The following is an 11,040-nucleotide window of genomic DNA, read 5'->3' on the forward strand; positions in this document are numbered from 1 at the left end:
GAAGGAGAAAAATTGTGAAAAAGACATGGAAAAAACCCGCTATGTGTCAGGTTGCTGCAGGAATGGAGATTTCCCGCTATTTACCTGCAGAAGTAAAAAACAAACGCTGATTTGAACGTGACGCCTGCATGCTTTTTGCAGGCGTTACATTTAAAAAACGGCTTGAACTTGCCGTGCACATATCTGTGTAACAAGAACAGCCTGAAATCTTGAAAATGAACGATAGCCGGATATTTGCCTTGATCGTTTAAATGGCAGCTATTTCAATATTCCGGCAATTATGGAAATTTAATCAGATCGCCACATCAGACAATTCGTTATGTATATTAAAGTTTTAGGATCAGCAGCCGGCGGTGGCTTTCCGCAATGGAATTGCAATTATTATCTGAGCCGCAATGCACGCAACCATCAATCCGGTTTCTTAGCCCGCACCCAATCAAGCATCATTGCCTCGACCGATAAAAAACAATGGGTGCTCTTCAATGCCTCGCCGGATCTGCGTCAGCAAATCAATTCAACGCCGGAACTTTTTCCCGACCCGAATGGACTGTTGCGTTCAACCCCGATTTCGGCAGTTGTTCTCACCAATGCCGATATTGACCATATTGCAGGCCTCCTGACCATGCGCGAGAGACAGCCCTTTGTCATCTACGCTACCGAACGTGTGATTAATGTGCTTGAAAACAATCCGGTATTTAACATTCTTGATCCGGCAATTGTTAAAAAAATACCCTTGTCTGTCAACAGGTTGACAAAGATTTGTAATGTAGAAAATGAACCTACCGGCATACAAATCAAGGCCTTTCCCGTTCCCGGAAAAATTGCTCTTTTTCTTGAAGACAAGAAGAAAAAAAATTTCGGATCCGAAGATGAAGACACAATCGGCATCAGAATTTTTGACAAAAAGAAGAACCGTTCGGTTTCCTATATTCCAGGCTGCGCCAAGGTGACAGCTTTTGTCAAAAGTCAGGTCGAAAATAGTGATTGTCTGTTTTTTGACGGTACGCTGTTTTGTGATGATGAAATGATAAAAGCCGGTCTTGGCCCTAAAACCGGACAGCGCATGGGGCATATGTCAATATCAGGTGAAGATGGCGCCATTGAAGCCTGGCGCAACACGGCAATTCCTGAAAAAATATTTATCCATATCAATAATAGTAATCCGGTTCTTGACGATCATTCGGCTGAACGTCAAAAAGTCGAACAATCGGGCTGGAAAGTTGCATTTGACGGAATGGAGTTAAACTTTGACTGATTATCATAATATAGCGCGTAACGGCCTTACACCTGACGAGCTTGAAAAAATACTGCGCCAGATAGGCAAAGAACGCTATCACATCAATCACCCCCATCATAAAATGATGATGGCTGGCAAAATGACAAAATTGCAGCTTCAGGCCTGGGCATTGAACCGCTATTGTTATCAGGCGGCCATTCCGCGAAAAGATGCGGCAATTCTGATGAATTCCACAGATCCGGTTTTTCGCGCCGAATGGCGTCGCCGGATTACCGATCATGATGGCACAAACGGGTTGGATGGCGGTGTTGCGCGCTGGTTAAAACTCGCAACCGGTCTGGGGCTTGATGAAGAAGTTGTCAAAAGCGAAAGACAGGCCCTTTGGTCAACGCGTTTCGCCGTTGAAGCCTATGTCAATTTCTGTCGCCAGAGACCGCTTCTTGAAGGTGTTGCCTCTTCATTGACGGAATTGTTTTCACCGACAATCATTGCCGAACGCGTTCCGGGTATTTTGGCAAAATATCCTTATGTGAGCGAAGAAACATTGGCCTATTTCAAGCCGCGATTGACGCAGGCGCCGAAAGATTCAAGTTTTTCATTGGCCTATGTCCGTGAACATGCAAATACGCCGGAAAAACAACAAGCTGTCATAGATGCATTGATATTCAAAACCGGCGTTCTCTGGTCAATGCTGGATGCGTTGGATTACGCTTACGGGGAAGCCGGTCGCATTCCGCCCGGTGCATTCCGCGGAACCTCGAACGAATGATGACGGACAGATTGACAAAACAAAGAAAAATTCTGGGTGACGAAAGTCGCCCCGAATTGTTCCATCACGTGAGAATCCAATATGAGCCGGTGAGAAAGGCTTATGCGCTGCTTTCACCGGAAAAAGTATTTTGGCCGAATGATATAGGACTTGATATATTGCGGCTTTGTGACGGAAAGAGAACTGCACGCGAAATTGCTCTTTCTTTATCCGAAACCTATGACGCTCCGGTTCACGAAATCATTGACGATGTTTACTCCTTTTTACAAGATTGGGCCGACCAACTTGTCGTGAAAATATGACTGCAGAAATTTTTCCTCCCATCAGTATGCTGGCGGAACTCACTTATAGATGTCCGCTTCAATGCCCCTATTGTTCCAATCCTCTGGAACTCATGAAAGCCGATCAGGAACAGGATAAAAACTTTTGGGAAAAGCTTTTTAAAGAAGCGGCAAAACTTGGCGTGTTACAAGCACATCTTTCCGGTGGCGAACCGACATTGCGTAAAGATCTTGTAGAAATTGTTGCAGCCGTTCACGACAGTGCAATCTATTCCAACCTGATTACCGCCGGTGTTGCCTTGCCCGAAAGAACATTGGAAGCTTTGAAAGAGGCAGGCCTCGATCACGTTCAATTGTCATTGCAGGGGACAACTCCGCAAACAACGGAATTGATAGGACACTATAAAGGCGCGTTCGAGAAGAAAATTGCAACGGCAAAACTTGTCCGTAAACTGGGGCTTCCACTCACTTTGAATGCACCGATCCATCGGTATAATATTGACGAGCTTGACGCCTATTTCGAGCTTGCCCTTGAGCTTGATGCCGAACGCATTGAAATCGCCAATGTTCAATATTCCGGCTGGGCATTACTCAATCGCAACGCTTTGATGCCCAAGCGTGAAGACTTTGAAAAACAGATGGAAAAGGTCGAAAAATATCGCGAAAAGCTACGGGGTATCATCAATATCGACTATGTCATTCCCGATTATTTTGCCGATTACCCGAAACCATGTATGGGCGGATGGGCACGCGATGCTTTTGTCGTCATTCCCGACGGCACAGTTCTACCCTGTCACGCTGCAAGAACCATTAAAACATTACATTTTGACAAGTTCGGTGAAAAAACGCTTTCCGAAATCTGGCACAATTCGAGTGCATTCAATGCATTTCGTGGCTTTGACTGGATGCCTGAGCCATGCCGTTCCTGCAAAAGGCGCGATATAGATTTTGGTGGCTGTCGTTGTCAGGCTTTGGCACTGGTTGGAGATGCATCGGCCACGGATCCGGCTTGCATCAAGTCACCATTTCACCAGAAAATCAAACAGTTGGGAGAGCAAGCAAGCCATGCCAATGCGCCGCTTCAATACCGCCGCATAGGTCTCTTTCAATAATCATAATCAATATTATCCGGATTTACCAAATCCCGTCGTGAAAGGCATTCGGCATAGCTTTCCATTCTTTTCTTTGTAAACGAAAAACAGTTTACAAACAGATAGTTAAAGCTTTTTCTTGAACGTCCATCAAGGATGAAAATTGTTCGCTTCCCTACGAATATCATTCATCACAAATTCAAGAGCCGGTGAAACCTTGCTTTCCGTTCGCATTGTCATTCCCACCGGCCCCAAAGTTTCCGATGTATCAACCGGCAAAGCCACCAAAGAGCCTGCACGAATATCTTCGAGAACTACCCCTTCCGAAATTACCCATATTGTATCGCTCGAACGCGTGTAAGAGCGACCAAAAGCAGTCGAGACAGTTTCTGCAACAATATTGAGACGAGGCATATCGGAAATCAGCAATAGTTTTTCTACTGCCGGACGAATAATCGATTGTTGGGTTGGCAGAATGAAATCGAATTGCCCCATCGCTGCAATATCGAAATTGGCTCTCTTCAGAAGCGGATGTTCGGGACGTACTGCAAAACAGATTTTTTCCGAATAAAGATGCTCGAAATGCAATCCGATCATTTCTGACGGTTCGCCCATGCGGCCTATGACAATATCAACCCGTCCTTCGCGTAACTGATTAATCAAATAATTATTCGGCCCTGTTACGATAACGGGTCTACCGCCTATTTTACGGGCAATATAACGTTGGATCGCTTTTGGTAACAGACGCGCAGATACAGTCGGCAATGCGCCGATATGAAGCGGCTTTGCTTCCGGCGAGTGTGTCTCTTCAATCTCTTCCACGCCCAAACGCAATGCCAACATAGAATTTTCTATATGCGTCAAAAAGCGCTTGCCAACCGGTGTCAGACGGAGTGTTCTATGACTACGGTCGAACAATTGGGTGTTAAGAATGGTTTCCAATTCCCGAATGGTTTTAGAAACGCCGGGTTGCGTAATCGCCAATACGTCAGCAGCAGCATTTATGCTTTTCTGCCTCGCAACTTCCTGGAATGTCTTTAAGTGACGAAGTCTGATTTGTTGGAAAGCTATCATTTATATAACCTATTAGTTATAGTAGAAGCATAATTTATCATTTTACATAAACTGTCAATTCTTTTAGAGTAACCATAGGAGAGGATGATATGAAATTTTGTTTGGCAAATAATATAGCGGTAAATTATTCCATAAGGGGGGCTGACAAAAATCGACACATCGTCTTTATCAATTCTCTGGGCACAGATCTGCGCATTTGGGATGATGTTGTTAGCGATCTTTCAAGGGATTACCGGTGTCTTTGTTATGACAAGCGCGGACATGGGCTTTCCGGTGGTGAAGAGGAAGCCTATTCGATTGATCTTTTGACCGAGGATTTGTCTCGACTGCTCGATGCCGTTTCATGGAAAGACGACATTATACTTGTGGGACTATCTGTCGGAGGGCTTATCGCACAAAATTTTGCTTATCATCATCCGGAAAAAGTTGCCGGACTTGTATTGATGGACACGGCTGCAAAAATTGGCGATGACAAATCATGGAACGAGCGGATAGCCATTATTCGTGAACGGGGAATTCCTGCTGTCGGCAAAAATATCATGACGCGCTGGCTAACACATGATTTCAAGCAGAAGAGACCTGATGCTTATGCATGTTACCGCAATATGCTGGAACGGACCAGTTCCAAAGCCTACTGCGCCACCTGTTTTGCATTGCGTGATAGTGATCTCACATCACAGACCGCTCAACTGAAGGTGCCAACATTGGCCATCGTCGGAGAAAACGACCTGTCGACACCACCGCAATTGGTCAAACAGACGGCTGATCTCATTGCCAATGCCGATTATCAAACCATTGCTGCTTGCGGACATCTGCCATGTATAGAGCAGCCGGAGCTTACAATAAAGGCATTGAGAAGTTTTATTTCGGAGAAATTGCATGGCTGAAAATGGAAAAAACGAGCGTTATGAAAAAGGTATGCTTACGCGCCGACAGGTGCTTGGGGATTCCTATGTTGACAGGGCTGTAGCCAATACAACGCCGTTTGATACCGATTTTCAGACATTCATAACCGAGGGCGCATGGGGCAGTTTATGGTCCCGCCCACACTTCAGCAAACGGGAACGTTCGATTGTGACATTGGCTTTATTGGCAGCATTGGGCCACGAGGAAGAATTTGCCATGCATGTCAATGCCACGCAAAACACCGGTGCAACCGCTCAGGACATCCTCGAAGCGTTAATGCATGTAGCGGTTTATGCCGGCGTTCCCAGTGCCAATAGCGCAATCAAGATTGCCAAGAGGGAATTACAGAAACTTGGTGTTCAGAAATAGTTGAAATGACAGGAGGAGGAAAAAATGAATGGACGTTTTATCCAACGCGATAGAAATTGGCATCCACCGGCATATACACCTCAATACAAAACCAGTGTTTTACGGTCACCGCGCAATGCGTTGCTTTCTTTGGGGCCAACAATCTCGGAAATGACCGGTCCGGTTTTTGGCCACGATATACTTGGTGAACTGGATAATGATCTTATCCGCAATTATGCCAAGACAGGCTCGCCGATTGGCCAGCGCATTGTGGTTTACGGGCGTGTTCTTGATGAAAATGGCAACGGGGTTCCCGGTACTTTACTTGAATTCTGGCAAGCCAATGCCGGCGGCCGTTACAGGCACAAAAAAGAAACCTATCTTGCCGAAATTGACCCGAATTTTGGTGGATGCGGACGCACAATTACCGATGAAAACGGCTTTTACATGTTCCGCACGATCAAGCCGGGTGCCTATCCGTGGCCAAACGGTGTGAATGATTGGCGTCCTGCTCATATCCATTTTTCGTTATTCGGTCATGCATTTGCCCAGCGTTTGATTACCCAAATGTATTTTGAAGGTGATCCGATGATCTGGCAGTGCCCGATTGTCAAAACGATTCCCGATCCGGAAGCAATCGGCCGGCTGATCGCCAAACTCGATCGCAATGCAACAATACCGATGGATGCTTTGGCTTATAAGTTCGACATTGTGCTTCGCGGGCGTCGTTCGACAATGTTTGAAAATCGTATGGAGGGCAATTAATATGGTTCAGGAACTTCATTATCTTAAAGAATCTCCTTCGCAAACCGTTGGCCCCTACATCCATATCGGTGCAACACCCAATTATGTCGGCATTCATGGTGTCTATCCCCATGATCTCGGTTCGACAATGTTGACAGATGAAACAAAAGGCGAGCGTATCATTCTCGAAGGACAGGTTTTCGACGGCGGTGGCGAGCCGATTAAAGATGCTTTGGTCGAAATCTGGCAGGCCGATGCCAACGGGCTTTACAATTCTGTCAACGAGACGCGAGGCAAAGCCGACCCGACTTTCACCGGATGGGGACGACAGCCGGCATCGGCCGATAAAGCCTTTTTCCGGTTTGAAACAATTCGGCCGGGTGTTACCCCCTACCCCGATGGACGCAAACAGGCTCCCCATATAACGGTCTGGGTTGGTGCACGGGGTATCAATATCGGCCTTCATACGCGGGCGTATTTTTCCGATATGGAGGAGTTGAACAAACAGGATCCGCTCCTCAACCGGATTGATTCTGAAAAGCGTCGCAATACGTTGATCGCGAAAAAGTCCGAACGCGATAATGTCACAGTCTTCACCTTCAATGTTATCGTTCAAGGTGAAAATGAAACTGTCTTTCTGGATATTTAAGCTGGAAAAGCATGGCCGCCAATGGAATGAAAAACGTTCCATTGGCGTCAACTATTTCTGAAATTACGATCTCATACCAATATGCCGCAAACCAACCGGTCAAAAACCGGAACAGATCAAAATGAACCTGCCTTATAGGCAACAAATTCGATGTTCGGAAATGTTTAAGCCGAATAATATCTGGCACATCGGTTCATTGGCAAAAATGGACGTAAAATGAATACATAAGGGCTTTGCTAAAAAGTTACAAATTTTTGAAGCCATCCGGAGTGTGCAATTTTGGAAAAACTGATTGATTGTCTGGTTGAAGACCCCGAAATTTCAAAGCTGTTTTCGATCGACGCCGAATTGCAGTCTATGATCGATGTCGAAGCGGCTTTGGCATTTGCCCAGAAAGAAACCGGATTTATTCCCGAAGCACATGGAACCTATCTTGAAAAACTCTATGCCGGTTTCAAGCCCGATGTGGCGGCCATAAAACAGGCGATGCAACGTGATGGTGTTCCCGTTCCCGAACTCGTCAAACAACTTCGCCAAAAAGCGGGAGCGCCATTTGATACGTCAATCCACAAAGGTTCAACAAGTCAGGATATTGTCGATACGGCACTTATGCTGAGGTTAAAACGTGTGTTTAAAAGATTGGAACAATCTTTAAGCGTAGTTCTTGAGCAAGTTGAAGATTTGGCAAAGCGCTATGGAAAGCAACCTTATATTGCACATACACGCATGCAAATTGCCCGTCCGATGACCGTTTCCGACAAGCTTTCCACCTGGATGAATGCACTTTTAGCCAATCAATCGAGGCTCTCCCACACGCAATCGACTTTTTTTACTGTTCAAACCGGCGGAGCAATCGGCAACAATTCCGATTTCGGCACGAAAAGTCGGGATATTGTTCGCCTGATGGCTGAAAGGCTTGATCTCGATTATGGAAATAGCTGGCAGACGGACCGTAGCCGGATTATCGACATTGCCGAAACATTCTGTCTGATTGCCGGAACACTCGGAAAAATCGGGCAGGATATTGTTTTAATGGCGCAAAACGAAGTTCACGCAATCGCGCTCGCAAAAAGCGGAACATCTTCTGCAATGCCTCATAAAAACAATCCTGTTAAGGCAGAAATTCTCGTGTCTATCGCGCGGCTGCAAGCCGGACTTCTCGGCACAATTGCACAATCGCTCATCCATGAAAATGAAAGATCCGGCGCTGCCTGGAGCTTGGAATGGCTGGTTTTACCGCAAATGGCGGTGACATCGGGGGGAGCCTTGTTAGAGACGGGGAAGCTATTGGAAACAATGTCATTTCAGGAGGTCAGAACCTAATAGCCGCTATCGCGCGGAGATTGCGGGAAAACGACTGCTTACGATCAGTCGAGTAAACGAACGGGTATTTATACGGCGCGCCGAAGAATCGCGCAGAGGAATAAAGAAATAGCAGCGGAGATTGTCGGCTAACCCTCTGGCCGCCCCCTGCTGTTCTTATTGTGCATTGATATTTTTTATGAAGATGACGATCCAGTCATAAAATGGAGGAGAAAAATGGTGGAAAAAACACAAGTCGTAATCATCGGTTCAGGCCCCGCAGGTTTGTTGTTAGGACAACTTCTGCACAATCAGGGGATTGAAACGATTATTCTGGAACGCAAAACTCCCGAATATGTTCTTGGCCGCATTCGTGCCGGTATACTCGAAAATGGTGCCCGCGAGCTCATCAACGAAGCCGGTGCAGGAAAGCGCATGGAAAGCGAAGGGCTTGTCCATCACGGGGTTATGCTGGCCTTTGACGGGCATAGCCACAGAATAGATTTCAAATCGCTGGTCTCAAGCTCGGTCATGGTTTACGGGCAAACCGAAGTAACCCGCGATCTTATGGACAAACGCAAAGAATCGGGCGCACCCAGCGTCTATGAAGCGGAAGATGTCACGATCGACCAATATCAGGGCAATAAGGCTGTCGTCAGCTATCATAAAGGTGGAAAGAAGCACGTTATCGAATGTGATTTTATTGCCGGTTGCGACGGTTTCCATGGCGTAAGCCGGCGTACTGTATCTCAATATGTTAAAGAATACGAGCGCGTTTACCCCTTCGGCTGGTTGGGACTTATGGTCGACCAACCGCCGGTTTACGACGAGCTTATCTACTCGAATTCACCGCGCGGTTTCGCATTATGCTCGCAACGTTCGTTGACAAGAAGCCGTTATTATATTCAGGTTCCCCTGACAGATCATGTCGAAGATTGGACAGATGAAGCCTTTTATGACGAATTGCGTCGCCGCATTCCCCAATCGCTCTCCGATAAATTGAAAACAGGGCCCAGTCTTGAAAAAAGCATCGCACCGCTGCGCTCGTTTGTAGCCGAACCTCTACGCTTCGATCGTCTGTTTCTTGCTGGTGATGCCGGCCACATTGTGCCGCCAACAGGCGCCAAAGGGCTTAACCTTGCAGCAAGCGATGTGCGTTATCTTTCCCATGCATTGATTGAATTTTATACCGAAAAATCGACTGCCGGAATCGATCACTATTCACAAAAAGCCTTGGCTCGTATCTGGAAAGCCGAACGTTTTTCCTGGGCGACAACAATGATGTTACATCGCTTTCCCGATTATAGTGCATTCGACCAGCGTATGCAGCGTACGGAATACGATTATCTTGTTTCTTCGCAATCGGCTCAAAAAGTATTTGCCGAAAACTATACCGGTCTGGCATTTTAAAAATCTGCAAATCAACGGGTGAATCATAATTTCGGGAGGTATTATGAATAAACTTATTGCCACATTTCTCATTCTTTTCGGATTTTTATTATCCGGCGCGGCGGCCGATACGATCAAAGTCGGGATTATCGGCCCCTTTTCCGGCCCTTATGCTTTGCAGGGGAAAAATTTTAAAGCCGGAATTGATACTTATGTTGCCGACCATGGTTCCAAAATTGGTGACCACGAAATCCAGTTTGTCTATCGCGATTTACCGCTCACCGACCCCGCTCAATCGAAGTCTCTGGCGCAGGAATTGATTGTTAAAGAAAAAGTCCAATATATTGGCGGCTTTTTCTTCACACCCAATGCTATGGCAGTGACACCCTTATTGAAACAGGGCAATGTGCCTTTGGTCATCATGAACGCCGCCACCTCGACGATTATGACACAAAGTCCCTATATTGTGCGCACTTCTTTTACCCAATGGCAGGTCTCATATCCCTTGGGACAGGTTGCCTTTGACAAAGGGGTGAAGAAAATAACAACAGTGGTTGCCGATTATGGTCCCGGTATCGACGCTGAAACCGCATTTAAAGAAGCCTACGAAAAAGCCGGTGGAAAAATCGTTCAGTCGCTTCGTGTCCCTCTGACAACCAATGACTTCAGTCCGGTTATGCAACGCATAAAAGATTCAGGAGCAGAAGGCGTTTTTACGTTTTTACCGGCAGGCCCGACAACTTTGAGTTTTATGAAGTCATATGTCGATAATGGCGTAAAGGCGGCCAATATCCGGTTTTTTGCTCCGGGCGATCTCGTGCAGGATGCCGATTTACCGGCTTTAGGAGAAAACGCGGTTGGTACACTCACAACGTTCCATTACACGACATCACATGACTCTGCTGAAAACCGGACCTTTGTCGAACACGCCAGAAAAGCGATCGGCAAACCGGAAGAGCTGAATTTCACAGCTGTCGGTGCTTATGACGCGATACATGTCATTTACAAAATGATTGAAGCGACCAATGGCAAGAAAGACGCGGAAAAAGCTGTTGAAGCAGTCAAAGGAATGAGTTGGATGAGCCCCCGCGGTCCGGTGACTATCGACCCGAAAACCCGCCACATCACACAAAACATCTATTTACGTGAAGTGACGAAAGCAGAAGACGGAACCTATTATAATAAAGAAATCCGCACCTTTGAACATCAAGGTGATCCGGGCTTGAAAAACGCCGATTAAACGCGTTTTT

General features: G+C 46.4%; 13 protein-coding genes. 12 read left to right on the top strand and 1 reads right to left on the bottom strand.

The genetic code is table 11. The features are described from left to right. The first annotated feature begins 14 nt into the window (after positions 1-14). From GQS64_RS08445 to pqqE, 5 genes are all read left to right on the top strand, one after another. Positions 15-110 (top strand): pyrroloquinoline quinone precursor peptide PqqA, encoded by a 96-nt coding sequence (locus tag GQS64_RS08445; RefSeq protein ID WP_149866649.1) that lies wholly within the window; start codon positions 15-17, stop codon positions 108-110. Positions 111-319: 209 nt separating this feature from the next. Beyond that, positions 320-1,255, top strand: a complete 936-nt coding sequence (gene pqqB / locus GQS64_RS08450; protein WP_198231252.1) for a pyrroloquinoline quinone biosynthesis protein PqqB — start codon at positions 320-322, stop codon at positions 1,253-1,255. After that, complete coding sequence (pqqC, locus tag GQS64_RS08455; RefSeq protein ID WP_149866650.1) at positions 1,248-2,006, top strand: pyrroloquinoline-quinone synthase PqqC; 759 nt, start codon at positions 1,248-1,250, stop codon at positions 2,004-2,006. Before pqqB ends, pqqC begins: the two co-directional genes overlap by 8 nt. Beyond that, a complete protein-coding gene (pqqD, locus tag GQS64_RS08460) occupies positions 2,003-2,308 on the top strand; it encodes a pyrroloquinoline quinone biosynthesis peptide chaperone PqqD (protein ID WP_246798524.1) in 306 nt (101 codons plus the stop codon). The genes pqqC and pqqD overlap by 4 nt, the downstream gene beginning before the upstream one ends. After that, positions 2,305-3,399 carry a pyrroloquinoline quinone biosynthesis protein PqqE gene (pqqE, locus tag GQS64_RS08465; RefSeq protein WP_198231253.1) on the top strand — a complete coding sequence of 365 codons (1,095 nt, stop codon included), beginning with the start codon at positions 2,305-2,307 and terminating at the stop codon, positions 3,397-3,399. The genes pqqD and pqqE overlap by 4 nt, the downstream gene beginning before the upstream one ends. Positions 3,400-3,528: 129 nt before the next feature. Here the strand turns inward: pqqE and pcaQ are convergent, their stop codons facing one another. Next, positions 3,529-4,452 carry a pca operon transcription factor PcaQ gene (pcaQ, locus tag GQS64_RS08470; RefSeq protein ID WP_077992572.1) on the bottom strand — a complete coding sequence of 308 codons (924 nt, stop codon included), beginning with the start codon at positions 4,450-4,452 and terminating at the stop codon, positions 3,529-3,531. An 89-nt stretch (positions 4,453-4,541) separates the two neighbouring features. On the opposite strand from pcaQ, the gene pcaD reads away from it, so the two are divergent. From pcaD to GQS64_RS08505, 7 genes are all read left to right on the top strand, one after another. Then, a complete protein-coding gene (gene pcaD, locus GQS64_RS08475) occupies positions 4,542-5,339 on the top strand; it encodes a 3-oxoadipate enol-lactonase (protein WP_077992574.1) in 798 nt (265 codons plus the stop codon). Then, positions 5,332-5,727, top strand: coding sequence for a 4-carboxymuconolactone decarboxylase (gene pcaC / locus GQS64_RS08480; protein ID WP_077992575.1), 396 nt, complete (start codon positions 5,332-5,334; stop codon positions 5,725-5,727). The genes pcaD and pcaC overlap by 8 nt, the downstream gene beginning before the upstream one ends. A 24-nt stretch (positions 5,728-5,751) precedes the next feature. Continuing rightward, positions 5,752-6,471, top strand: a complete 720-nt coding sequence (gene pcaH, locus GQS64_RS08485; RefSeq protein WP_077992577.1) for a protocatechuate 3,4-dioxygenase subunit beta — start codon at positions 5,752-5,754, stop codon at positions 6,469-6,471. A 1-nt stretch (position 6,472) separates the two neighbouring features. Further along, positions 6,473-7,099, top strand: coding sequence for a protocatechuate 3,4-dioxygenase subunit alpha (gene pcaG, locus GQS64_RS08490; protein ID WP_198231254.1), 627 nt, complete (start codon positions 6,473-6,475; stop codon positions 7,097-7,099). 279 nt (positions 7,100-7,378) lie between these two features. Beyond that, on the top strand, positions 7,379-8,422 hold the full coding sequence (locus tag GQS64_RS08495) for a 3-carboxy-cis,cis-muconate cycloisomerase (protein ID WP_198231255.1): 1,044 nt from the start codon (positions 7,379-7,381) through the stop codon (positions 8,420-8,422). A gap of 216 nt (positions 8,423-8,638) precedes the next feature. Beyond that, positions 8,639-9,811, top strand: a complete 1,173-nt coding sequence (gene pobA / locus GQS64_RS08500; RefSeq protein WP_198231256.1) for a 4-hydroxybenzoate 3-monooxygenase — start codon at positions 8,639-8,641, stop codon at positions 9,809-9,811. A 43-nt stretch (positions 9,812-9,854) separates the two neighbouring features. Beyond that, entirely contained in the window at positions 9,855-11,030 is a 1,176-nt protein-coding gene (locus GQS64_RS08505) for an ABC transporter substrate-binding protein (RefSeq protein ID WP_198231257.1), read from the top strand. Positions 11,031-11,040: the final 10 nt, after the last annotated feature.

It is taken from the genome of Bartonella sp. P0282, from assembly GCF_048452985.1.
GTDB lineage: Bacteria > Pseudomonadota > Alphaproteobacteria > Rhizobiales > Rhizobiaceae > Bartonella > Bartonella choladocola.

Bases quoted from the DNA above. Each gene is read 5' to 3' on its own strand.
- pqqB (WP_198231252.1), top strand. From the start codon at position 320: ATGTATATTAAAGTTTTAGGATCAGCAGCCGGCGGTGGCTTTCCGCAA.
- pqqD (WP_246798524.1), top strand. From the start codon at position 2,003: ATGATGACGGACAGATTGACAAAACAAAGAAAAATTCTGGGTGACGAA.
- pqqE (WP_198231253.1), top strand. From the start codon at position 2,305: ATGACTGCAGAAATTTTTCCTCCCATCAGTATGCTGGCGGAACTCACT.
- pcaQ (WP_077992572.1), bottom strand. From the start codon at position 4,452: ATGATAGCTTTCCAACAAATCAGACTTCGTCACTTAAAGACATTCCAG.
- pcaD (WP_077992574.1), top strand. From the start codon at position 4,542: ATGAAATTTTGTTTGGCAAATAATATAGCGGTAAATTATTCCATAAGG.
- pcaC (WP_077992575.1), top strand. From the start codon at position 5,332: ATGGCTGAAAATGGAAAAAACGAGCGTTATGAAAAAGGTATGCTTACG.
- pcaH (WP_077992577.1), top strand. From the start codon at position 5,752: ATGAATGGACGTTTTATCCAACGCGATAGAAATTGGCATCCACCGGCA.
- pcaG (WP_198231254.1), top strand. From the start codon at position 6,473: ATGGTTCAGGAACTTCATTATCTTAAAGAATCTCCTTCGCAAACCGTT.
- pobA (WP_198231256.1), top strand. From the start codon at position 8,639: ATGGTGGAAAAAACACAAGTCGTAATCATCGGTTCAGGCCCCGCAGGT.
- GQS64_RS08505 (WP_198231257.1), top strand. From the start codon at position 9,855: ATGAATAAACTTATTGCCACATTTCTCATTCTTTTCGGATTTTTATTA.